A 23,302-nucleotide genomic window follows, 5' to 3' on the forward strand; every position below is an offset into this window, starting at 1 on the left:
TCCCAGCTCCCAGCCATATCAACGCCGCGTGGGATTCCTATTCCAAACACATGCAGCAGAAGGGATTGACTGCCGACCCAATGGAGTTCACCTACCGATTTGTAGATACCAACCTGATCGCTAATTAAGACGTCCGCTTTTGGGCTGGCCTCGATCATCCGACCGGCCGCTTCGGGCCGATTCGTGCCCGTCACGACAGGCAGTAATCGGCCATAAGCAGCCAGTCGGAAATGTCCACGAAACCATGTGCGATTCACTCTGGGGCACACAGGCATTCAGCTTCCCTCCGCCCTCGGTTCCCGACTGGGAGCGCGGCGCCTACAAAGTTGCCATTATCATTTGTCGTCCATCTTTGTTGACGATTGTGGCCGGCGCTCAGTGCTCTCTTCGGCGTTGGGCGCTTCTGGAAAACTCCCTGGCGTGAACACATGGGTCTGCAAGTCGCTGGCATCGACTTCGGCGACACCATGAACCGAACGGGCCAGACCAATGGCCTGTTCACACTGTCTATGAGTGTTGACGCGGCCGCTTAACCCCACTATGCCCGCATGGGTTTTGACATTGATATGCAGGCTAAGGGTCGGATCGGAAAATGCCAGGGCCGACTTCACCTTGGCGGTAATCCATGCATCGTGAACGGCCATTTCCAGACCATGAGAGTAATGCTGGAAGGAGTGAATTTTCATGGCTGAACCCTCTCTCGCGTAATCAGACGTACTGTCCATCCCATTTGCTGCGCCGCCCTCTGCCTGTCAGGTGAACGCTATGGATACCTGATTCGTTTTGGAGCGCTCGCCACGCAAACATTGACAGAAATTAATTATAGTACGGCCGTTGCCTGCGGTCAGAGCGCTGTCCCCGTGAACGTCCGCCTTGGTCGCTCTGTGCCAGGCGCAACACCTACAGAGCACTCCAAACAGTCCTTATTGCGATCAGCCCTGATCAACCCATAGCTGCCGATCTCGACCGACAGAAAACGGCCGATTCTGTTGAAAAAGTCGGTTCGCCCAAACAGCCTGGTCATTGACTGGTTATAACGCCTTTTTTGCACACTGCTACGTGAAATCTGAGTCCGGAAGCCTCTGCCGAAAGTAAAGATTTCAATCTCGGACGCATACTTTTCTGCTGCGCAAACCATGGTCGACTTTTTCAACAGAATCGGTCGATAGCTACCGGTGAGCGTGGACGCTCGGTTGAGCCATTCCCCGCCCGGCGTATTGATCGAGCGCGGAACCTGATTGCTTTCGTAGGGCGGATAACGCGCCAGCGTTATCCGCCGTGGAGGGGCCGGCGTATTACCTATTCCGGGTTATGCGCCCTACGGTACTAGCGATGGTTGCGATATCGTTCGGTCAAGGACTGCACGAGGGTGACGTAGGATTGCGTCTCGGCGTAGGGAGGCACCCCGTTGTACTCGACCACAGACGCTTCGCCGGCGTTGTAACCTGCCAACGCCAGCACCTGGTTGCCGTTGAAGCGCTTGAGCAGCCAGGCCAGGTAGCGCACGCCGCCACGAATGTTCTGTCGTGCGTCGAACGGATCGTCCACGGCGAAGCGCTCGGCGGTGGCGGGCATCAACTGCATCAGCCCCTGGGCGCCGGCTTCGGAAATGGCATTGGGGCGAAACGCCGATTCGGCATGTATCACTGCGCGGACCAGCGCCCTGTCGACACCATAATGACCCGAAGCGGCTTCGATCTCCCGCCGATAGGAATGGGTGTCCAGGCGCAGTGAGGCGACCTTGAAATCCTTCGGCGCCATGCACAGATAGCAGCCCTTGATGTAATAGAGCTCAAGGACATCGACCCGTGCGGAGATCCCGGTGGGGCGCCGGCTCACAAATTGACGAATACCCTTGTGGATGAAGGTGTACACCCGAATCCGCACCGCGCCTGAGTCGTCGTCCCGCACAACTCGTGGCAGGGCCATTGCCTTGGCGCCGACACCGGCGCCCGCCATGCCATTCAGGCGAGTGCAGCGGGCGCTGGCGATGGCTTGGCTGGTGTAGCTGATGGCGCCGTCCCTGGCTTGGCACTTGAACATGGCGCTGGCGCACAGTGGAGCGACCAGCAAGGCCAGCTCGATGCAGCCAAGAAGGCTCTTGCGAGCCCATCGCCATGCTCTGGAACTCATCACATCGCTCCGCGCCGCAGGCGCCGATCAGGCCTGGGGCGCCTGGCCCGGGCGCTGCCTTTGGAGGGCCTATTCTGGGTGACCCGCCTTTTGTTCTGATAGTTATACCCCTTGTAACCGGCCTTGGAACTTGCGTTGACGTACGGGCTGCCGGCGTTCCCAGGCGAGGCGCAGGCCTGATTGCTCGCACGACGCGTCGTCCCGGCTTGCCAGGGCCGGGCGCAAGTCCGATCCGCGGGTGACGGACCCGGAGCCGGGGCGGGACAGGCCCAGGTAGGCGACGGCAAAGTTGTCATCGTTATCCGCCCGGGCCGAACTCATCCGGGAATGAAATACACCTTGCGCACCGGCGTGATGTTTTCCCAGGTTCCCTTGAACCCCGCCGCCACCACGAACGAATCCCCCGGCCCGAAGGTCTTCGCCACGCCGTCCGCATCGGTCAGGCGCACGGTGCCTTCGAGGATGTGGCACATCTCGTCGTAGTCGCACTCGCAACTCGGTCTACGCACTGACCGAAACACGGCTGCTTCCTGCGAAGACCCAGCGGTTCATCGAGTTCATACGCGACCATCTCAACAGTGCTTAATGCCTGACGACTGGATAGGGGGCATCCCGACGCAAACGAATGTCTCCTTCTGGCCCAGAGTGTGTAAAAACGCTTCACCAAAATTGAAGTACGCGCATCTACGTTAAATCTGAAATTTATCGGCACGTCAGCAGATGTGGATTTCGCGTAGAAACGCGATTTCCAGTCCGATTTTGAGTACCTGCCGCGCTCAAAACCGTTTTTACACAGCCTCGGCCGATGGCAGCCGTTCATGAATGTTCCCTGTTAGTCAGAAGCAATCAATAGCATGAGCACACTGACCATCGGCAAGGCATTGCAACATCCGCGGCACGATATGGGGGGTGGACATTTTCTTTAGCTGCAAAATGGCCATCTAACAAATTTCTTATTCAAACTTCCCCCGTAGGCGGCAACCGCTGCATAAGGGAATGACTTAGCGCATCACGCAATCCCGTCGGGATGTTCGGTGGCCCCTGCCGTAAAATCGGGCTCACCATCTGCCCATCAAACTCATTGCGAATGGTGTCGATGATGTCATCCGGTACCTTCGTCATATCGTATTGAACGATGGGGGTCGTGCCAGGGAACAATGTATGTATTGCCATGAGTTGTGCCAGCTCGGCCAGCTTCTGTTCATGCGTCGCCACAAAGGCTATTTCGACATGACCGCCACTCACTGGCGGCTTCAATAGCAGTTCCGGCGTTCTCAGCAGCAGCAAGTCCCACGCTGTAGCGGAAATGTTTCTGAGCGCCTTTTTACGTGAGGTGTTCTCCTTGATTCCGAGCAGAGAGCCTGCTTGTCCGCTGAAATAGTGCAATGCCAACTGGCTTTCCCGGGCAAGCGAAACATTCACCGTAGCGCTGATGAAGCGCTGATAAGCAATGTACTGGTCCGCAGCCGGCGCGCCTCGCATTTCAAATTCGCGTAACAGAACCATCTTCAGCAATGCGATCTCGGTGACTTCAACTGTCTCCAGAGCCTCACGCTGGGTATGGTTTGCGATAAATGAATGCACGTGCTGCTCGGCAATCTCATCAAGGGAATCTACGCCTTCCTTCGCAAGATAGTGCGCGACGGCGGCCGGGAGCAGGCGGACGTTGCCCGTCGCCAGAAAATAACCGGTGTCCATGGCTAGGAACCGATAAAGCAACCGTAAGCGCCGTGTGGCATGAAGTAAGAAATTCGCGCGCGTTGATTTTGCATACTGCTCGGTCAAAAAGAAGCCGGCGTTGATATCCCAGCCTTCGCGTGAGACGAACTCAATAAAGCCTCGCATGCCATCATCTATCTCCGCACCGGACATCAATGCTGCGATGCCGTCCAACAAATTGGAGTCGACCACGGCCTTGGCGCAGGCTGGATAACTCAACTCGCCCTCTTCCCAGTACTGTTGGTTAATCAGGTACGGTTGTTTACCGCCGAACTGATCGATCAACATGACGGGCTTATTGACCCCAAAAGTCTTCGTGCCGCGCAGCCAGGGCGACTCAATTGGGGAATCCTTCACCAGCCATTGGAATGCCGTCATAGTGCTGTCCCCTTTTCCCAAGAAAAATTTTGAACAACTGCATTCCGAGCTTCGTGCAGCGCGAAGTGAGCAATGATCAACCCGATACTAATGGCCATTAAGATGTCCATGTCCTACGACACGCGACTCTCTCCTGCGCAGCCGCTTCACCGCCTGCCTGCCAAGTCGAGAGCAGGTCCACGACCCGTCTGATGGGCAAGTTTCGACCCATAGCGGTCTTTGGCGGACCTCAAGAGTTAATCTCTGGCTGTCCGCATTTGGCTGCTGATCACGATTGGCTGTTCTCGAAGCCAAATGGTCCTTAACGGCGGCGAGTAAATGTTACGGAACTGAATCTGAGCTGCATCTCGTATTCATCGTGGCGATAAGACGTACAAATAACGCGCACGATCTTAGCTGCGCAAGGGGATGCTGGCTTATCGTGATCTACACTCCCTGGGCGTGTGAGTTGGCGCTTCGCCACAGGATTTACTCAGTCGCTAAGTAAAGAGACAGACCTGAATTTCAGTGGGTCGCGGTCTGGGTGGGGGCACGCCAGTCGATCAGCAAAAAACCTTGTCTGGCAATCGTGTATCAGGCGAGTTCGACAACACCTGGATTGAAGCCCTGATCGCCCACATGACCTGGCACTACTGAAAAAAGTCGGGAGGGTTTCAAGCATTCAAATTATTTCACCGTGGCCATGAACGCTCACGGTGCCAGCTTGCTCAAAACTAACGAGGTGGAAATGAACAGGAAGTCTAACCGGGGCTGGACAATGGCTGCGGCACTCGTCGTAGTGGGTTCAACGCTTTTTGCGGGGTGTGCGAGCAAGAACGATCCGATCACGCAGGCAGACAAGACGGATGCGACCAAGGGCGTACCCGCGCCGAGTCTCGAGCAGACCAAGGCGATCGCCGAGGAAGGCTTTATTTACGGCTTACCGCTAGTCATGAACTACGCCGTGATGAACGAATATGCTGTGGACAAGGGCGGCCCGCAATACAAGGCGCCGTTCAACCAGATCAAGAACGAGCCTCGCGTCTTCACCTACCAAGACACGGCCATCATCACTCCGAACAGCGACACCCCGTACTCGTTTGTCTGGCTGGACCTGCGCGCGGAGCCGATGGTGATCTCGGTGCCGGCAGTGGACAAGCGGCGTTACTACTCGGTGCAGATGATCGACGGCAACACTTACAACTACGGTTACATCGGCAGCCGTGCCACCGGCAGCGAGCCAGGCCAATACATGGTGGTCGGTCCCGATTGGAAAGGCGCGCCCCCTCCCGGTATCAAAAAAGTCTTCACCTCGACCACTCCCTTCGCCGTGAGCGCCATTCGGACTCAGCTCTACAATGCCAAGGACATGCCGAATGTCGAGAAGGTGCAAGCGGGCTACAAGGTCCAGCCGCTGTCCGCCTTCCTCCATCAACCCGCGCCGCCCACTGCGCCGAAGATTGATTTCGTGCCGGCTACGACGGAAGGCATCAAGGCCAACTTCTTCGAGTACCTGTCGGCCGCGATGGAGTATGTGCCGCCATCGGCTGACGACCAGGAGATCCGGGCCAAGCTGGCGAGCATTGGGGTGGGACCCGGTCGCACATTCGAATTTAAGGATCTCTCGCTCGAGCACAAGGCCGTGGTCCTGCTCGGGATGAAGGCCGGTGACGAGAAGGTCGACAAGTTCCTCGCGAGCGGGACGAAGATAATCAACGGCTGGAGCGTAGGCGCGTACTTCGGCGACCAAACGTTCTACAAGGCCGACTGGCTGAAGCGTGCTGGTGCCGCGAAAGGCGGCCTCTACGGCAACGACGCCGTCGAGGCGATGTATCCCAACACGCGCACCGACGGCACCGGCCAGACGCTGGATACCAGCAAGCGCAAGTACACGCTGACTTTCCCGGCCGGCAAACTGCCGCCAGTCAATGCCTTCTGGTCGGTGACCATGTACGACGGCAAGAGCCAGCTGCTGGTCAAGAATCCGCTCAACCGTTACCTGATCAATTCGCCGATGCTGTCGGCGATGAAGAAAAACACGGATGGTTCACTGACGCTGTACATCCAGAAAGACTCCCCCGGCAAGGCTAAGGAGGCAAACTGGTTGCCCGCGCCTGACGACACGGTCTTTCTGGTAATGCGCCTCTACTGGCCGAAGACCGCACCGCCTTCGATTCTTCCCGCTGGCGACGGCAGCTGGCAGCCACCGGCGCTGGTGGTCACGAAGTAAATCTTGCGGCCCATTGCTGACACTCGCCGTAGGTCGGTGTCGGCTTGTGCTGCCTTTTTGCCAATAGCAGCCAATCATCAAGGGCTGCTATTGGCCGGTTTCTGCCCTTCACGGAGGGCTGCTATGGTTCGTTTACCGCCGGTCATAGCCATAAAGCGCGGTAGTCAACTCCATACAAATGGTTGCTCAGGTCGAATGCAATCAGGTGAGCAAGTCTATGCAATTCCCCATCACGCCTTGACCCAACGCTGGCGACTCCAGCTGCTCAGGCCATCGACGGCAAACACCAGCAGCAACATGGCGAGGATAACCGTGCTGGCCTGGGCTTCCTGGAACAGGCTGAGGCTGACATAGAGCATCTGGCCCAAACCGCCGGCTCCGACAAATCCCAGCACGCTGGCCATGCGGATGTTGTTTTCCCAGCGGTACAGGATGTACGCCAACAGTTGTGGGAACAGGTTGGGCAGGGTGCCGTAGCAGAAGGCCCAGACGACGTTGCCGCCCTGCAAGCGGATGGCTTCGGCCGGTTGCGGCGGGGTGTTTTCCAGTGCTTCGGCGAACAATCGGCCCAGCACCCCGGTGGTGTGCATGGCCAGTGCCAGGGTCCCGGCGTTGGGGCCGAGCCCGGCTGCCAGCACCATCAGCGCGGCCCACACCAGTTCGGGAATCGCGCGCAGGGCGTTAAGCACGAGACGCGATGCACTCTGCAACGGCCAGCCGAAACGCCCGGCCGCCGGCAGTGCCAGCACCAGCCCGAACACCGCCGCGAGCAGGGTGCCGAGGGCCGACATGGCCATGGTTTCCACGGCGCCACGGCCGATGGCTTGCAGATGGCCGGCGCTCAGGTCCGGGTTGAGAAAACGCAGCACGTAGGCGCCCATCTGCTTCAGGTTAGCGCTGCCGGTCAGTTCGCCGAGATCGATGCCCAGATAGCGGAACGAAGCGACGACCGCCGCACCGATGCACAGGATCAGCAGCAGGTTGATCAGGCGATTCATGCGAACCTCCAGCGCAGCAGGCGGCTGATCTGATCGGCGAACAGCACCAGGACGAAAAAGGTCAGCAGCATGCTCGCCACTTCACCACCGGCGAACATGCGCAACGACAAGTCAATCTGCTGGCCCAGCCCGCCGGCACCGACGAAGCCCATCACCACCGACGCGCGGATCGCGCACTCCCAGCGGTACACCGTGTACGACAGCAACTCCGCCGCGACATTGGGCAGGATGCCGTAGCAGAACGCCGCCAACCGGCTGCTGCCGGCTTGCAGCAATGAGTGGGCGGGACGCTGGTCGACCGACTCGAAGATTTCCGCGTAGACCTTGCCCAGCATGCCGCTGTAGGTGATGGCAATCGCCAGCACCCCGGCTGTCGGGCCAAGGCCGACGGCGCGCACGAACAGCAAGGCCCAGACGATTTCCGGCACGCTGCGCAGGAAGATCAGCAGCCCGCGCACCGGCCAGCGCAACAGCCGCCCGAGTGCGCTCGGACGACCACTGCGAGAGGCTGCGGACAACGACAGCGCCCGGCTGGCCAACAAGCTGGCAGGCACGGCCAACAGCAAAGCCAAAGCCATGCCGGCGGTGGCGATGGCCAGTGTCTGCAACGTGGCTTGCCACAGCAACTGAAGGAACTCTTCGCCATGGGCCGGTGGCCAGAAGGCTGAGACAAACCGGCCCATCTCACTCTGGCTGTCAGCCTTGAGCAGGACACCCAGGTCCAATTCGCTGAAATGAATACCGGGCCACAGCAGGGCAAGCGCCAACAGACTGAGCAACAGGCGAGGCAGGGTGGCCGGGTCTCGTGTATCGCGCGTCAGCATCGTGGAATCTGCAGGCTCAAGGGCGCCACCGGAACGGGCGGCGATAGCAGTTGCTCGTTGGCATAGAGCTTGTCGAGCAATTCGTGGTCGATGTCGCTGGCGGGAAGGTCGAACAGGACCTGCCCTTCACGCAATCCGATGATGCGTGAAAAGTGTGTCAGGGCCAGTTCCACCGCATGCAGGCTGGCGACCAGCGTCACGTTGTGCTCCCGGGCGTGGCGGCAGAGGATCGACAGGGTGTGCCCGGCCAGTACGGGGTCCATCGCCGACACCGGCTCATCGGCCAGCAGCACTTCGGGCGCCTGGTACAGCACCCGGGCAATGCCCACGCGCTGCAGTTGGCCGCCGGACAATTGCTGGCACTGGGCGAACAGCTTGTCACCCAGGTCCAGCTTGACCAGTGCCGCCCGCGCGCCCGGAACATCCAACGGATGCAGCAGGCTCAGCAGGCTTTTGGCAAAACTCCATTGCCCCAGCTTTCCGGCCAGCACCGCCGTGACCACCCGCTGCCGCGGTGGCAGGGGTGGCGCCTGGTGCACTAGGCCGATGCGCGCCCGCAGCTGCTGACGCCGATGTGCGCCAAGCTGCCAGGCGTGCTCGCCGAGCACCTCGATTGCGCCGTTGTCCGGGCGCAGGGCGGTGGCCAGCACGTTGAGCAGACTCGACTTGCCGGCACCGGACGGACCGATGATTGCGACCTGCTCACCGGCAGCGATGTGCAGGTCGACCTCATGCAGCGCACGCACGCCATTGCCGTGGGTGAGGCTGACCCGGTTCAGATGCAAGGTCATTTCAGCAGGTCGGCAGCGCGCGCGGCTTCCTCGATGCCCTTGTAGTTCTCAGGCTTGGTCTCGATGAAGCGGCTGGCGGCTTGCAGGTCCAGAATCGCTTTTTGCTCCGGGTTGGCCGGGTCGAGCGCGAGGAAGGCCGCCTTGATTTTGTTGGCGAGGGCCGGGTCGAGGGTGCCGCGCACGGTCCAGTTGTAGTCGAAGTAGGCCGGCGTGGTGGCGAAGACCTTGACCTTGTCGGTGTCGACCTTGCCTGCCTTGACCAGTTTTTCCCAAACACTGGCATTCAGCACGCCGGCATCGACCTTGCCAGCCTGAACCCAGGCGACGGTGGCGTCGTGGGCGCCGGAGTAACCGACGCGGCTGAAATAGGTTTCCGGCTTGATGCCGTCCTTGAGCATGAAGTAACGCGGCATCAAGCTGCCGGACGTGGATGACACCGAACCGAAGGCAAAGGACTTGCCCTTGAGGTCGGCCAGCGACTTGACGGCCGGGTCGGCAGTGATGAATTTGCTGGTGAACTGCGCATCCTGCTCACGCTGTACCAATGGAATGGCATTGCCGGTTTTCAGTCGCGCCTGCACGAACGTGAAGCCGCCCAGCCAGGCCATGTCGATACGGTCTGTGGCCAGGGCCTCGACCACCGCCGGGTAGTCGGACACCGGTACGAACTCGACCTTCATGCCCAGTTGCTTCTCCAGATACTCGCCCAGGGGCGTGAACTTGCGCAGCAATTCGGTGGGGGCTTCATCGGGAATGGCGCTGACCTTGAGGGTCTCGGCGGCCTGTGCCAGCAGGGTGGAAAGGGACAGGGTCAGGCCAATGGCCATTGCCAGGGTACGTTTGAGCATGGAAGTTCTCCGGTTCAATAGCGGAAAAATGTCGATGCGCCCCGCACAAGCTGATTGCTGCACGACGCTTCGTGAGGGTAGACGAAAACGTCGCGATTATAGGGACTCCTGTTTGCTTGACCAGCCTTGCAACAAGACTTAAGGCCAAAAAAAGACCTGTGGGAGCGGGTTTTGCGGTGTCCCACAACTCCGGTGACTTACATCCTTGCCAACGCCTGCGCCAGATCCGCACGCAAATCCTCCACATCCTCAACCCCCACCGACAACCGCACCAATCCATCGCCGATACCCAGTTGCGCGCGGGTATCGGCCGGGATGGTGGCGTGGGTCATGATCGCCGGGTGTTCGATCAGGCTTTCCACGCCGCCCAGGCTTTCGGCCAGGGCGAAGATCTGCACGCTCTCAAGGAAGCGTTTGGTGCCAGCCAGGTCGCTGTTGAGGTCAAGGGAAATCATCCCGCCGAAACCGTGCATTTGCCGTTGGGCCAGTTCGTGTTGCGGGTGCGACGGCAGGCCGGGGTAGTAGACCCGTGAGACTTGCGGTTGGCGCTCCAGCCATTGCGCCAGCTCCAGCGCGTTGCTGCAATGCCGCTCCATGCGCAGCGCCAGGGTCTTCACCCCGCGCAGGGTGAGGAAGGCATCGAACGGGCCGGCGATGGCGCCGACGGCGTTTTGCAAGAAACCCAGGCGCTCGGCCAGTTCGGCGTTCTGCCCGACCACGGCGATGCCGCCGATCACGTCAGAGTGACCGTTGAGGTACTTGGTGGTCGAGTGCAGCACGATGTCGAAGCCCAGTTCCAGCGGGCGCTGGATCCACGGGCTGGCGAAGGTGTTGTCGGCCACGCAGATGATGCCGCGGGCGCGGCAGGTGCGGGCGATGGCGGCGAGGTCCGTAAGGCGCAACAGCGGATTGCTCGGTGTCTCGACCATGACCATGCGGGTGTCGTCTTGCAGGGAGGCCTCGAACGCCGCCAGGTCGGTCAGGTCGACGAAGCTGAAGCGGTGTCCGGCGCTGCGCTGGCGCACCTTGTCGAACAGGCGGAAGGTGCCGCCGTACAGGTCGTTGCCGGAGACGATGTGCGAGCCGGCGTCGAGCAGTTCGAGCACCGTGGAGATGGTCGCCAGCCCCGAGGCGAACGCAAAGCCTCGGGTGCCGCCCTCGAGGTCGGCCACGCAACGCTCCAGCGCCCAGCGCGTCGGGTTGTGCGAACGCCCGTAGTCCAGGCCTTTGTGCACCCCGGGGCTCTGCTGCAGGTAGGTGGAGTTGGCGTAGATCGGCGGCATCAAGGCCCCGGTGGATGGGTCCGGCGTTTGCCCGGCATGGATCACCCGGGTGGCGAAACCCCGTGGCGGGGCGTTTTCATCGTGCTGACTCATGGCAGGGATCTCCGCAAATGGTTGAGCATGTCGGTTCGGGTAATCAGGCCGTGGAAGCCCGAGGCATCCTGAATGATCGCCACCAGGCCACGGCCCAGTTCGGCTTCCAGATCCGCCAGTGAGGCGCCGGGGGACAGGGTTTGCAGTTTGTCGGTCATGGCGCTGGATACGGCCTTGCGAAAGTGCGCAACGTCTTCATGTACGCCCAGCAGGATGTCGGACTCGTCGATCACGCCGACCAGTTGTTTACCGTTCACCAGCACCGGTAGCTGCGAGACATCCGCCAGGCGCATGCGTTGAAAAGCCGTCAGTAGCGTGTCATCCGGGCCGACGCTGATCACCCGGCCATCCTCGAAACGCCGCGCGATCAGGTCGCGCAGGTCGCCGTAGTGCTTGCGTTGCAACAGGCCCTGATCGTTCATCCACTGGTCGTTGTAGACCTTCGACAGGTAACGCGTACCGGTGTCGCAGACGAAGCTCACCACCCGCTTCGGCTGGGTCTGTTCGCGGCAGTAACGCAACGCCGCTGCCAGCAAGGTGCCGGTGGACGAGCCGCCGAGTATGCCTTCGGCGCGCAGCAGTTGGCGGGCGTGATCAAAGCTTTCTTCGTCGCTGATCGAATAGGCGTGACGCACGCTGGACAGGTCGGCAATCGACGGAATGAAGTCTTCGCCGATGCCTTCCACCGCCCAGGAACCGGGGGTGGGGAGGGTGCCACCGCGGCTGTATTCAGCCATCACCGACCCCACCGGGTCGGCCAGGACCATTTCCAGGTCCGGCTGCACGCGTTTGAAGAAGCGGGTCAGGCCGGTGAGGGTACCGGCCGATCCGACGCCGACGACAATGGCGTCCACATCATGCTGGGTTTGCGCCCAGATCTCCGGCGCGGTGCTGCATTCGTGGGCCAGCGGGTTGGCCGGGTTGTTGAACTGGTCGGCGAAGAACGCATCGGGAATTTCCGCCGCCAGCCGTGCGGCGACGTCCTGGTAGTACTCGGGATGGCCCTTGCCGACGTCGGAGCGGGTGATGTGCACCTCGGCGCCCATGGCCTTGAGGTGCAAGACCTTCTCGGTGGACATCTTGTCCGGCACCACCAGCACCACGCGGTAGCCCTTGGCGCGGCCGACCAGGGCCAGGCCGAGGCCAGTATTGCCGGCGGTGGCTTCGACGATGGTGCCGCCGGGCCTGAGGCGACCATCGCGTTCGGCGGTATCGATCATCGCCAGACCGATGCGGTCCTTGATCGAACCGCCGGGGTTCTGTGATTCGAGTTTGAGAAACAGCGTACACGGGCCGGTATCGAATCGGCTGACGCGTACCAGAGGTGTATTGCCGATCAGTTCGAGCACGGCAGGACGGGAATTGTCGGGCATGTCATCACTCCTTGCGTGAATCCGCACTGGATGGACAGCAATCCGCGCCGGGTCTTCGCGCCGGTCGCGGTCATTGCATCGCTTGGACCATAGGCCGGGATCGGGTCGACCGCAACCTTGCACAGCCAACCGGTCGGCTCGACGCTTTTTCCTCGCCAGCGACCACAAAAAACATAATTTCGCTATTTCCCGACTCCGAACAGAATGCGGCCAACACCCTGACACCGATAGCCGCAGCAGAAGAACAACAGTGATCAGAATCGAGGCGGCAGCCATGACCGACCTGAATCAAACCACCTTTCAGAAGTGCACAGCCATGACAGTTGATAAAACCGCAATTGATACGCTTGTTGTTGGCGCCGGCCAGGCCGGCGTGGCCATGAGTGAACACCTGAGCAAGCTCGGTGTGCCTCACCTCGTTGTGGAGCGCAATCGTATCGCCGAAGCCTGGCGCACCGGTCGCTGGGATTCGCTGGTAGCCAACGGTCCGGCCTGGCACGATCGTTTCCCGGGGCTGGAATTCGACGGTCTGGACCCGGATGCCTTCGCCGGGAAAGAGCAGGTGGCTGAGTACTTCGAAGCCTATGCCAAGAAGTTCAACGCGCCGATCCGCACCGGCGTGGACGTGAAGAAAGTCGAACGCAATGCCGACCGTCCCGGTTTCACCATTGAAACCTCCGACGGCGTGATCGAGGCCCGGCATGTGGTGGTCGCCACCGGCCCGTTCCAGCGTCCGGCCATTCCGCCGATTGCTCCCGAAATCGCCGGCATCACCCAGATTCACTCCGCCCAATACTACAACCCGCAGCAACTGGCCGAAGGCGCGGTGCTGGTGGTGGGCGCCGGTTCCTCGGGCGTGCAGATCGCCGATGAACTGCAACGTTCCGGCAAACAGGTCTACCTGTCGGTGGGCGCCCACGATCGTCCGCCCCGTGCCTATCGCAACCGTGATTTCTGCTGGTGGCTGGGGGTGCTCGGCGAGTGGGATGCCGAGGCCATGCAGCCGGGCAAGGAACACGTGACGATCGCCGTGAGCGGCGCCCGTGGCGGCCACACCGTGGACTTCCGCCGCCTGGCCCATCAGGGCATGACGCTGGTCGGCCTGACCCAGGCGTTCAACGGCGCTGTGGTGAGTTTTGAAGACAACCTCGCCGACAACATTAAACGTGGCGATGAAAACTACCTGGCGCTGCTCGACAAGGCCGACGCCTACATCGAACGCAACGGCCTGGACCTGCCGCTGGAACCCGAAGCCCGGGCCATGCTGGCGGACCCGGACTGCGTGACAAATCCAATCCTGGAACTGGACCTGCTCGAGGCCGGCGTCACCACGATCATCTGGGCCACCGGTTACTCCACCGATTACAGCTGGCTGAAGGTCGATGCCTTCAAGGAAAACGGCAAACCGCAGCACCAGCGCGGCGTGTCGGCCGAGCCAGGGGTGTATTTCGTCGGTTTGCCGTGGCAGTCCCGTCGCGGCTCCGCATTTATCTGGGGCGTTTGGCACGACGCCAAGCACATCGCCAATCACATCGTTAAACAGCACACCTATCTCAACTATCGGGATGCGACCCAGCGTCAAGCCGAAGCCGCCCGTGCACCTATTCAGAAAGCCAGCCTCATGGGAGTTCGTTAATGCCTACTCATACCCGCATCCGCATGTTCAACACCAAAGACACCTACCCGAACCAGACGCTGGACAACGATTTGTGCCAGGCCGTGCGCGCCGGCAACACCGTGTATGTGCGTGGTCAGGTCGGCACCGATTTCAACGGCCAACTGGTGGGCCTCGGCGATCCGCGTGCCCAGGCCGAGCAGGCCATGCGCAACGTCAAGCAATTGCTGGAAGAGGCGGGCAGCGACCTGAGCCATATCGTCAAGACCACCACCTACCTGACCGACCCGCGCTATCGCGAGCCGGTGTACCAGGAGGTCGGCAAGTGGCTCAAGGGCGTGTTCCCGATTTCCACCGGCCTGGTGGTCAGCGCCCTCGGCCAGCCGCAGTGGCTGATGGAAATCGATGTGATCGCTGTAATCCCTGAATAAGGAATTCGCCATGACTTTTTCCATCGTGGGTCGCTGCGCCGAGACCGGCCAGCTGGGTATTGCCATCAGCTCTTCGAGCATTGCCGTCGGCGCGCGCTGCCCGTGGCTGCGTGCTGGTGTCGGCGCGGTGTCGAGCCAGAACATCACGCTGCCGGCCCTCGGCCCGCAGATCCTCGATGAACTGGCCAACGGCTCGGCGCCGCCCCAGGCGCTGGACCACTCGTTGACCCGCAACGGCTACAGCCAGTATCGGCAGGTGGCGGTGGTGGATGCCCAGGGGCGCACGGCGGTGTTCAGCGGCAACCATGCCCTGGGCATCAACAATGCCCTGGCCGGTGACCAATGCGTGGCGGCCGGCAACCTGCTGGCCAACAGAGGGGTGATCGAGGCGATGGTCGCGGCGTTCGAAAACAGCGAAGGCTGCCTCGCCACCCGGCTGATGAACGCCTTGCAGGCCGGGCAGGATGCCGGTGGCGAAGCCGGCGCGGTGCACTCGGCGGCGCTGTCGGTGGTCGGTGACCTGACCTGGCCGATGGTCGACCTGCGGGTGGATTGGGCCGATGAAAACCCGATTGGCGAGTTGGGCAAACTGTGGACGGCCTACGAGCCGCAATTGCAGGACTACCTGACCCGCGCCCTCAATCCGACCCTGGCCCCCGCGTATGGAGTGCCCGGCGATGAGTGAGTTGCGCAGCCGCGCCATGCTCGCGCGATTGATCGGGTTCGCCACGGTCAGCCGCGATTCGAACCTGGAGCTGATCGAGTTCGTGCGGGACTACCTGCACGAACTGGGCGTGGATTGCGAACTGATCTACAACGCCGAGCGGACCAAGGCCAATCTGTTGGCCACGGTCGGCCCGCGTGTGGCCGGCGGCATTGTGCTGTCCGGGCACACCGACGTGGTGCCGGTGGACGGCCAGGCCTGGACGGTCGAGCCGTTCAGCCTGAGCGAGGCGAACGGCAGGCTCTACGGCCGCGGCACCGCGGACATGAAGGGCTATCTGGCTTCTGTGCTGGCGGCGGTGCCGATGTTTCTCTCCAGCCCTTTGAAGCGCCCGGTGCATTTGGCGTTTTCCTATGACGAAGAGGTCGGTTGCCTCGGCGTGCGCGGCTTGCTGGAAGTGCTGCCCCAACGCATCCCGGCACCGGCGTTGTGTCTGATCGGCGAGCCGACCGAACTCAAGCCGGTGCTCGGCCACAAGGGCAAACTGGCGATGCGTTGCCACGTACGCGGCGCCGCCTGTCATTCGGCCTACGCGCCTTATGGGGTCAATGCCATCGAGCAGGCCGCGCGCCTGATCGGTCGGCTGGGCGACATCGGCGCCACCCTGGCCCGGCCGTCATTGCACGACAAACGCTTCGATCCGGCGTTCTCGACCGTGCAGGTCGGAGTGATCCAGGGCGGTACGGCGCTGAACATCGTTCCAGCGGACTGCCGTTTCGATTTCGAGATCCGCGCCTTGCCGGACTTCGCCCCGCAAGCGGTCGTCGATGAGCTGCAGGACTACGCCGAGCAGGCGTTGCTGCCGGCCATGCAGGCCGTGGACACCGATACCGGTATCCGCTTTGAAAAAATCTCGGCCTATCCCGGCCTGGCGACACCCGCCGACAGTGCGGCGGCCCGGCTGATTGCCCGGCTGTGCGGCAGCGACGAGTTCAGCACCGTGGCCTTTGGCACCGAAGGCGGGCTGTTCGATCAGGCCGGCATTCCTTCGGTGGTCTGCGGTCCCGGCAGCATGGACCAGGGGCACAAGCCCGATGAATTTGTCAGCGTTGTTCAGATGGCGGCCTGTGACCGCTTGATGGATCGCCTGGCGGCTTACTTGAGTGAATCCGAACACCCATAACAACAACGGGCCGACAAGCCCCGAGGAAGCGATCCATGTCCAGATCCTTGCGTTGCAGTGTTCCGTTTGCCCTGGCGTTGCTGAGTGCCAGTGTGTGGGCGGGCCCCCAGGACCTCACCGTGATTTCCTTCGGTGGTGCTACCAAACAGGCCCAGGATAAGGCCTATTTCCAGCCCTTCAACGCCAGCGGCGCGGGCAACATCATCGCCGGTGAGTACAACGGCGAGCTGTCGAAGATCAAGGCCATGGTCTCCGCCGGCCACACCAGCTGGGACGTGGTGGAAGTCGAAAGCCCCGAGCTGTTGCGCGGCTGCGAGGAGGGCCTGTTCGAGAAGCTCGATGCGGGACGCTTCGGTGATTCGGCGAACTTCGTGCCGGGTGCACTGACCGAGTGCGGGGTGGCCACTTACGTCTGGTCGATGGTCATGGCCTACGACCAGAGCAAGCAGGCCAAGGCGCCGCAGTCCTGGGCCGACTTCTGGAATGTCGCCGACTTCCCGGGCAAGCGCGGTCTGCGCAAGAGCGCCAAGTACACCCTGGAAATCGCTTTGCTGGCCGACGGCGTCAAGGCGGACGACGTGTACAAGGTCTTGAACACCCCGCAAGGCGTAACGCGGGCCTTTGCCAAGCTCGACCAGATCAAGCCGAACATCCAGTGGTGGGAGGCGGGCGCCCAGCCGGCGCAATGGCTGGTGGCCGGGGACGTGGTGATGAGCGCCGCCTACAACGGCCGGATTGCCTCGGCGCAAAAGGAAGGCATGAAGCTGAGCATCGTCTGGCCGCAGAGCCTGTACGACCCGGAATACTGGGCGGTGGTCAAAGGCACGCCGAACAAGGCGCTGGCGGAAAACTTCATCGCATTTGCCAGCCAGCCACAGACGCAAAAAGTCTTCTCTGAAACCATCCCCTACGGGCCGGTGCATCGCCAGACCCTGCCATTGCTGCCCAAGGACGTGCAGGAGCAACTTCCGACCGCCGAAGCCAACCTGGCCGGCGCCCGGGCTGTGGACGCGGAGTTCTGGGTCGACCATGGCGAGGAGCTTGAACAGCGCTTCAATGCCTGGGCTGCGCGCTGATACAGGCACCGCATAACCCTGTAGGAGCGAGCCTGCTCGCGAAAGCGGTATGTCAGTCACATCGATGTTGGATGTGCCGCCGTCTTCGCGAGCAAGCCCGCTCCCACAAAAAAGCCTGGTGAAAAACCTCGGGTTCAAGCTTTGCCGCCTGCGCGCAGTGGTGATGGTAGTCAGTTAATCGGCCTGATCGTCACCACACCGCTGTACTACTGGCTGGCCAATCGTGATACCGCGTACCGCTGGCGCCAGAACATGGCCGGTCTGATGCCGACCAACAGTTGATCGGGCCTGTGGAACGGGCGTACCGGGTTGAAATGATTGTGTAATTCGGGATGGTCGTTTGTCGGGCGTATGGCTATGCTCAGCGAGTTTGCCAATCGCCAAATAATAACAACCACAGTGAAACCATGAGCCAATCAGACACGCGTGCGACTGTTCTAGCGCAGTATCCGGAAGACTCCCGCGAGGCCGCGGCATTGCTCAAGCAGGCAGTGCCGCTGATGGTTCGTCACAACATTGCGCCCAACCCGGTGCACTACGCGCTCTGGTACACCTACAGCAAGGGCCAGGAGCCGGAGCTCAATCGGCACCTGGACCGGCTGGTCAACGACTTCGACTATTTCCCGCCGGATTCGGCCACCAAACTGTTTCGCGAGTACATCATCCGCGATGAGCTGGCGGACGCCCGCTCCGGGCAGCAGGACGCGATCAATCTGGTTGATGACATGGAGCGCGATGTTTCGCGCAGCGTGAAAGGCAATCAGAATTTCCAGGCCAGCCTCGGCCAATACCTGCAAATGCTCGAAGAGCCCGCCAGCGAGCGCTTGCCGAGCATCCTGGTCCAGCTGCAACAGAGCACCCGCCTGATGCAGGGGCAGCAGGAGCATTTCCTCGCCCAGTTGCAGTCGGCGCAGCATGAAATCAAAAGCCTGCGGGACAAACTGAAGCGCGCCCAATTGGCCGCGACCCTCGATGGCCTGACCGAATTGCTCAACCGCACCACCTTCAACCGCAAGCTTGAACAGGCGATGAACAATGCCTCGACAGGCGTGGCGCTGGTGATGCTGGATATCGACCACTTCAAGCAATTCAACGACCAGTACGGCCATCCCTTGGGCGACCGCGTGCTTCAGCATGTCGCCCGGGTGTTGCGCGATTCGCTGCCCGGCGAAGCGTTCGCGGCGCGTTATGGCGGTGAGGAGTTCTGCGTGGTGCTCAAGGATTGCCCGGATCTGGCGGCCGCGGGCGCTTTTGCCGAGCGCCTGCGCCTGAAAATCCAGGCGCTGCGGGTCAAGGCCCGGGGCACCGACACGGTGCTGGACACCATCACTGCCTCGTTCGGCGTGGCCCAGGTACAACCCGGCGACACACCGGAAAGCCTGTTGACCCGCGCCGACGACGCGCTGTACCAGGCCAAGCGCAACGGGCGCAATCAGGTACGTCAACAGCCTGAAGCAGCGGTCGGGGCCGTTTAGCCGAGGATGAAGTAGACCTTGCGCACCGTCGTGAGGTTTTCCCAGGTGCCGTTGAATCCGCTGGCGACCACGAAGGAATCACCGGGGCCGAACGTGCGTGCGACGCCCTCGGCATCGGTCAGGCGCACGCTGCCTTCAAGGATGTGACACAGCTCGTCGTAATCGCACTGGCAACGCTCGCGGTGCGGTCCCGCCTCCCAGATGCCGGCCACGGCGTTTTTCCCGGGTTGCACGAAGTGCCGCCAACTCTTGCTGCGGTAAGGCGCGTCGACCACGGCCGGGTCGTTGATTTCGGTTTCACGGGGGGCAAGCTCGCTGGCGAAGTCGATGACGTGCCGGGGCAGGGCTGTGGACATGGTGGTCTCCGGATCAGGAATCGAAACCGATGCCAAAGGCATCGAAGGTCTTGAGCAGCAGGTCGCGGTGACCGTCGTGGTCTTCTCGCGCCAGCGAACGCTGGGCCAGTTTCACGCCGACATAACGCAAGGGTTCGGGCGGAAAGCGGAATGGCGCCTTGGAGGTCATCAGCAATTCGGTGCGTTCGGTGCGCTCGCCGGACAACAGATCGAGCATGTTCAGCGCGGCGAAACGGCTGGCGGACACGCCTTGGCCGGTGAAGCCCAAGGCATAGGCGACGCGGCCCTGATGTTCGCAACCGGTGAACATCGTGGTGCGCGCCGAGGTGTCGATGATGCCGCCCCAGGCATGGCTGAAACGCACATCGCCCAGGGCCGGGAAAGTTTGTTGAAACTGCTCGGCCAGACGCTGAAAGCTTTGCGGGCGCTGGGTCAGGGCTTCGTCGCGGCGCCCGCCAAAATGGTAGATGGCATCAAAGCCGGCCCAGAGAATGCGGTTGTCGGCGGTCTTGCGCAGGTAGTGGAACTGGTTGCCGGCGTCGGCGATGCCGTAGCGGCCGGTCCAGCCGATGGCATGCAGTTGCGCATCGCTCAAGGGGTCGCTGACCAGGCTGTAGTCGTAGACCGGGATTACGCTCGATGCCAGATGGCCGAGCAGCGGCGGGGCGATGTTGGTGGCGAGGGCGATTTTTCCAGCGGTCACTTCGCCGCTTTCTGTACGCAGGCGCACGTTGTCTTTGTCCGCATCCAGTTGCAGGACCGGGCTGTTTTCGAACAATTGAATGCCTTGCTCAAGGCAAACGCGGCGCAGTTCAGCGGCCATTTTCGCCGGGTTGAGCAGGGCGTAATTGGCTTCGAACAGGCCGGCCGCATACGCCGGTGAATCAAGCTTGCGTGCCAGGTCGCTGCCTTCCAGCCACTGGCAGTCGATGCCGAACTGTGCATAGTTACGCTGCATCGAGCGCAGCCCGTCGACCTGCCACGGCTGGCTGGCGACGTTGAGTTTGCCCTGGCGTTCGAACTCGACGTGCATGCCAAAGCGTTGCAGGTCGGTGGCCAGTTCATCAAGGTTCTGCCGGCCGAGGCGGATCAGTTGCTCTGCTTCATCCGGCCAACGCTTGAGGGCGTTGGACACTCCATGGGAAATGCTTGGAGCACAAAACCCGCCGTTGCGCCCACTAGCCTCACCGCCGCAGCGTCGCGCCTCGATGATCGCGATGCTCAGCCCGGGGTTGCGCTGGCGCGCCAGTAACGCCGTCCACAATCCGGTAAAGCCACCGCCAACCACCGCCAGGTCGCACTGCACCGTGCCGGTGACGGAAGCTGCGACGGGCGGTGGGGTGACGGTGTCTTGCCAAAAGGGATGGGGCAGGACGTTGTCGAGGGAATCGAGACGCGGTGGGGCATTCATGCTGAAACTCCGGCGGTGTGTCGGGCAGCGACGATTGCGTTCGGTTGCCCGACGATTTTTTGTTGTTATGGCTAGAGGTCTGGAAGCGCCAGGATCGCGCGCGCGGCAATGTCGGTGCCGCGGGTCGCCTGCATGCGCTCGCTGAACGATTTGAGGCGTTGTTTCATCGGTTGGTCGGCCAGCAGCTGTTCGAGGGCAGCGGGCAGGGCGGCCAGGGGATCGGCAAAGCGCGGTAGGTAGCGGCCGACGCCGACTTCCTCGGCGCGGGCGGCGTTGTCGTGGCCGTCCCAGCAATAGGGAATGATCAGCGATGGCAGGCCAAAGTACAGCGCTTCGCAGAAGCTGTTGTTACCGCCGTGGTGGATGAACAACTGGCATTCCTTGAGCACCGCCGGCTGGGCAAACCAGCTGTCGAGGTACACGTTGTCCGGCACGGTGGTGTACATGTCGCGGTAGGCGCCGACGTTGACCAGGAAGCGGTACGGCAAGGTTTCGATTGTACTGATCAGGCGCTTCATCATTTCGGTATCGGCGGCACCGAGGCTGCCGAAGCTGAGGTAGATCAGCGGCGCGTCGTTGTGCCGTGGAAAGTCCGGGACGATGTACGGCGCTTCGCGGCGTACGCAACCGTCGAGGTACACGTAGCGTTGCGGGTCCAGCGGTTGCTGGCGCTCATAGCGCACTGGCGTCGGTGACAGCAGCAGGTTCAGCCATGGCGAGTCGGTGAGGAACTGTCCCGCTGGGCACGGCGCGGTGGCGTTGCCGAGGAGAAATTGCGAAAAACGTTCATGGGCCGGTGCGACAGCCTTCAGGTACTGCTTGGTGTAACGCTCGCAGGCCTGGGTGTCGCTGGCCAGGCATCCGGACAGGTAGGGTGGAACGGCCGCATCCGGCAGTTCGGTTTCGGCGCAGGACACCATCCGCACCCAGGGGCAACCGGCGTTGGCGATGGCCGGGAACATCACCACGTTGTCGAGCACGATCACGTCGGGCTTGAGGCGGCCGAGCAACTGCTGCAAGGGTTTTTCCGCTTCGATCGCGGTGTCGATGATGGCTTCCCAGGCCGGCGCCACGTAGCTGTCGATCTGTTCCAGCGGGTTCTGGTCGAAGTACGGAATGCTGCGCTCGATGAAACGCTCCCAGTAGTGCTGGTGTTCCGCCGCCGACAACGGGCTCGCTTGCGGAATCGGGTACTCGTCGAAACCGTATTCGGCGAACAACCCCTGGAAATGTTCATGGCAGATGAACACCGGCTTGGCACCCAGTTCACGCAGCGACTGAGCGATACCAATGCAGTTCAAGGCCGCGCCGAAACTGGCTTCCGGAAACAGGGCGATCAGTTTTTGTTTTTGCATGGCGAGGGACTGTCCATGGCGGGTCAGACCCGCCGCTCCTGAAGGTGTTTTTGATGCTGTCTTATTTTCAAAAAAAAATCATCATGTTTTTGCGAGCCGGTTAGCGCCGCCCGAACAGATGACTTTGCGGGATGCCACGGTTGGCGGTTTGCGGGCGTTGCGCAGCGCTCAAGCGCAGGTGCAGGCGCAGCAGGTCGGCGGCGATCTCCATCTGTCCGCGTTCGATCTGCGCGATGATTTGCAGGTGTTCGCGCAGGGCTTCCTGCAGGCGGTGCACGCTCACCGAGGGCAGCAGGTTCGGCAGGCGCCGCAGGCCCTGATGCTGGAGCAGGGCGTCGCTGATGAAGCGGTTGCCGCAGCTCTGGGCCAGCAGTTCGTGGAAGCTGATGTCCAGTTCGCGAAACTGTTGGATGTCGAAGTCTTCCACGGGGCGGGCGAGCAGGCTTTGCGTGGCGCTGCGCAACAGCGCCAGGCGTTGCGGGTCGGCGTTGAAGCTCGGGCTGAGCAAGGCTTCGGGTTCGAGAATCAGGCGGAATTTCAGGCTTTCTTCCAGAGCGGCCAAGCTGTTCAGCGACGGACGAAACAGCCAGGACTGGCCGGGGCCGCGCTCGATGGCCTGGTTTTCGCTCAATTGCTGCAGGGCCTTTTGTGCCGCCGGCCGGCCGATTTCGTAGCGGCGCATCAGTTCGCTGATGCTGATGCTGTCGCCCAGGCGCCCGGCCATGCGGTCGCGCAGTACCGAGGCGGCCAGTTCTTCTTCCTCGGCTTGCGGCAGGGCGGCGTTGAAGGCCTGGCCCGATGGCGAGGCCAGCAATCGGTAGCCCTTGCCGGCTTCGTGACTCAGCAGGTTTTCTTCCAGCAGCACTTTCAGCGCGCCGCGAATCAGCGTGCGCGAGACCTGGAACGTGCGGGCCAGGGCCTGTTCGGCCACCGGGTCGCCGGCCACCAGGCCGCTTTCCTGGGTGTGATCGAGGATGCGGCGGGCCAGTTCCAGGTGATTGGTGCGCGGTTTTTTTTCGGCTGTCGTGCTCAAGCGTCTTTTCTCGTGGTGATCCGCTGTCGGGCTCAGGTGCTCATCTTATGTCAT

At 61.7% G+C, this 23,302-nt stretch carries 22 protein-coding genes; 8 read left to right on the forward strand and 14 right to left on the reverse strand.

Annotated features, from left to right (window positions below):
* Nucleotides 1–335: 335 nt before the first annotated feature.
* The 4 genes from AC1DVE_RS23400 to AC1DVE_RS23415 form a co-directional block, all read right to left on the reverse strand.
* Complete coding sequence (locus AC1DVE_RS23400; protein ID WP_150812540.1) at nucleotides 336–686, reverse strand: BON domain-containing protein; 351 nt, start codon at nucleotides 684–686, stop codon at nucleotides 336–338.
* Between the two features lie 640 nt (nucleotides 687–1,326).
* Complete coding sequence (locus AC1DVE_RS23405; RefSeq protein WP_223455656.1) at nucleotides 1,327–2,133, reverse strand: lytic transglycosylase domain-containing protein; 807 nt, start codon at nucleotides 2,131–2,133, stop codon at nucleotides 1,327–1,329.
* Nucleotides 2,134–2,450: 317 nt separating this feature from the next.
* Nucleotides 2,451–2,654 carry a cupin domain-containing protein gene (locus AC1DVE_RS23410; protein ID WP_223455657.1) on the reverse strand — a complete coding sequence of 68 codons (204 nt, stop codon included), beginning with the start codon at nucleotides 2,652–2,654 and terminating at the stop codon, nucleotides 2,451–2,453.
* 436 nt (nucleotides 2,655–3,090) lie between these two features.
* Nucleotides 3,091–4,230: a hypothetical protein gene (locus AC1DVE_RS23415; RefSeq protein ID WP_223455658.1), complete on the reverse strand. Its 1,140-nt coding sequence runs from the start codon at nucleotides 4,228–4,230 to the stop codon at nucleotides 3,091–3,093.
* 757 nt (nucleotides 4,231–4,987) lie between these two features.
* On the opposite strand from AC1DVE_RS23415, the gene AC1DVE_RS23420 reads away from it, so the two are divergent.
* Nucleotides 4,988–6,439, forward strand: a complete 1,452-nt coding sequence (locus tag AC1DVE_RS23420) for a DUF1254 domain-containing protein (RefSeq protein ID WP_223455689.1) — start codon at nucleotides 4,988–4,990, stop codon at nucleotides 6,437–6,439.
* Nucleotides 6,440–6,669: 230 nt separating this feature from the next.
* On the opposite strand, the gene phnE is transcribed toward AC1DVE_RS23420, so the two are convergent.
* The 6 genes from phnE to AC1DVE_RS23450 all read right to left on the reverse strand — a co-directional run bounded on the left by phnE (nucleotide 6,670) and on the right by AC1DVE_RS23450 (nucleotide 12,649).
* Nucleotides 6,670–7,437 (reverse strand): phosphonate ABC transporter, permease protein PhnE, encoded by a 768-nt coding sequence (gene phnE, locus AC1DVE_RS23425; RefSeq protein ID WP_223455659.1) that lies wholly within the window; start codon nucleotides 7,435–7,437, stop codon nucleotides 6,670–6,672.
* Nucleotides 7,434–8,261, reverse strand: coding sequence for a PhnE/PtxC family ABC transporter permease (locus AC1DVE_RS23430; protein WP_223455660.1), 828 nt, complete (start codon nucleotides 8,259–8,261; stop codon nucleotides 7,434–7,436). The genes phnE and AC1DVE_RS23430 overlap by 4 nt, the downstream gene beginning before the upstream one ends.
* Nucleotides 8,255–9,052 carry a phosphonate ABC transporter ATP-binding protein gene (locus AC1DVE_RS23435; RefSeq protein WP_223455661.1) on the reverse strand — a complete coding sequence of 266 codons (798 nt, stop codon included), beginning with the start codon at nucleotides 9,050–9,052 and terminating at the stop codon, nucleotides 8,255–8,257. The genes AC1DVE_RS23430 and AC1DVE_RS23435 overlap by 7 nt, the downstream gene beginning before the upstream one ends.
* A complete protein-coding gene (locus AC1DVE_RS23440) occupies nucleotides 9,049–9,900 on the reverse strand; it encodes a putative selenate ABC transporter substrate-binding protein (RefSeq protein WP_223455662.1) in 852 nt (283 codons plus the stop codon). Before AC1DVE_RS23440 ends, AC1DVE_RS23435 begins: the two co-directional genes overlap by 4 nt.
* A gap of 197 nt (nucleotides 9,901–10,097) precedes the next feature.
* Entirely contained in the window at nucleotides 10,098–11,276 is a 1,179-nt protein-coding gene (locus tag AC1DVE_RS23445) for a trans-sulfuration enzyme family protein (protein ID WP_223455663.1), read from the reverse strand.
* Nucleotides 11,273–12,649, reverse strand: coding sequence for a pyridoxal-phosphate dependent enzyme (locus AC1DVE_RS23450; protein WP_046042477.1), 1,377 nt, complete (start codon nucleotides 12,647–12,649; stop codon nucleotides 11,273–11,275). The genes AC1DVE_RS23445 and AC1DVE_RS23450 overlap by 4 nt, the downstream gene beginning before the upstream one ends.
* A gap of 274 nt (nucleotides 12,650–12,923) precedes the next feature.
* Between AC1DVE_RS23450 and AC1DVE_RS23455 the strand changes: the two genes are divergently transcribed.
* The 7 genes from AC1DVE_RS23455 (at nucleotide 12,924) to AC1DVE_RS23485 (ending at nucleotide 19,093) form a co-directional block, all read left to right on the forward strand.
* Nucleotides 12,924–14,285 carry a flavin-containing monooxygenase gene (locus tag AC1DVE_RS23455; protein ID WP_223455664.1) on the forward strand — a complete coding sequence of 454 codons (1,362 nt, stop codon included), beginning with the start codon at nucleotides 12,924–12,926 and terminating at the stop codon, nucleotides 14,283–14,285.
* Nucleotides 14,285–14,695 carry a RidA family protein gene (locus AC1DVE_RS23460; RefSeq protein WP_045185416.1) on the forward strand — a complete coding sequence of 137 codons (411 nt, stop codon included), beginning with the start codon at nucleotides 14,285–14,287 and terminating at the stop codon, nucleotides 14,693–14,695. Before AC1DVE_RS23455 ends, AC1DVE_RS23460 begins: the two co-directional genes overlap by 1 nt.
* Before the next feature lie 10 nt (nucleotides 14,696–14,705).
* On the forward strand, nucleotides 14,706–15,380 hold the full coding sequence (locus AC1DVE_RS23465; RefSeq protein WP_223455665.1) for a DUF1028 domain-containing protein: 675 nt from the start codon (nucleotides 14,706–14,708) through the stop codon (nucleotides 15,378–15,380).
* A complete protein-coding gene (gene argE / locus AC1DVE_RS23470) occupies nucleotides 15,373–16,542 on the forward strand; it encodes an acetylornithine deacetylase (protein ID WP_223533144.1) in 1,170 nt (389 codons plus the stop codon). Before AC1DVE_RS23465 ends, argE begins: the two co-directional genes overlap by 8 nt.
* A gap of 35 nt (nucleotides 16,543–16,577) precedes the next feature.
* Entirely contained in the window at nucleotides 16,578–17,618 is a 1,041-nt protein-coding gene (locus AC1DVE_RS23475) for an ABC transporter substrate-binding protein (RefSeq protein ID WP_223533141.1), read from the forward strand.
* A gap of 141 nt (nucleotides 17,619–17,759) precedes the next feature.
* Nucleotides 17,760–17,900, forward strand: a complete 141-nt coding sequence (locus tag AC1DVE_RS23480) for a hypothetical protein (protein ID WP_223455691.1) — start codon at nucleotides 17,760–17,762, stop codon at nucleotides 17,898–17,900.
* Between the two features lie 125 nt (nucleotides 17,901–18,025).
* Entirely contained in the window at nucleotides 18,026–19,093 is a 1,068-nt protein-coding gene (locus AC1DVE_RS23485; protein ID WP_223455668.1) for a GGDEF domain-containing protein, read from the forward strand.
* Here the strand turns inward: AC1DVE_RS23485 and AC1DVE_RS23490 are convergent.
* The 4 genes from AC1DVE_RS23490 to AC1DVE_RS23505 all read right to left on the reverse strand — a co-directional run bounded on the left by AC1DVE_RS23490 (nucleotide 19,090) and on the right by AC1DVE_RS23505 (nucleotide 23,248).
* The gene (locus tag AC1DVE_RS23490; RefSeq protein WP_223455669.1) at nucleotides 19,090–19,449 is read right to left on the reverse strand and encodes a cupin domain-containing protein; all 360 of its coding nucleotides are present in this window, start codon (nucleotides 19,447–19,449) and stop codon (nucleotides 19,090–19,092) included. The two genes, AC1DVE_RS23485 and AC1DVE_RS23490, sit on opposite strands and share 4 nt — an antisense overlap.
* Nucleotides 19,450–19,462: 13 nt before the next feature.
* A complete protein-coding gene (locus AC1DVE_RS23495) occupies nucleotides 19,463–20,860 on the reverse strand; it encodes an NAD(P)/FAD-dependent oxidoreductase (protein WP_223455670.1) in 1,398 nt (465 codons plus the stop codon).
* Between the two features lie 71 nt (nucleotides 20,861–20,931).
* On the reverse strand, nucleotides 20,932–22,215 hold the full coding sequence (locus AC1DVE_RS23500) for a nucleotide disphospho-sugar-binding domain-containing protein (RefSeq protein ID WP_223533135.1): 1,284 nt from the start codon (nucleotides 22,213–22,215) through the stop codon (nucleotides 20,932–20,934).
* A gap of 100 nt (nucleotides 22,216–22,315) precedes the next feature.
* Nucleotides 22,316–23,248, reverse strand: a complete 933-nt coding sequence (locus tag AC1DVE_RS23505; protein ID WP_223455672.1) for a GntR family transcriptional regulator — start codon at nucleotides 23,246–23,248, stop codon at nucleotides 22,316–22,318.
* Nucleotides 23,249–23,302 lie beyond the last annotated feature (54 nt).

The organism is Pseudomonas sp. P4_B4, assembly GCF_056402255.1.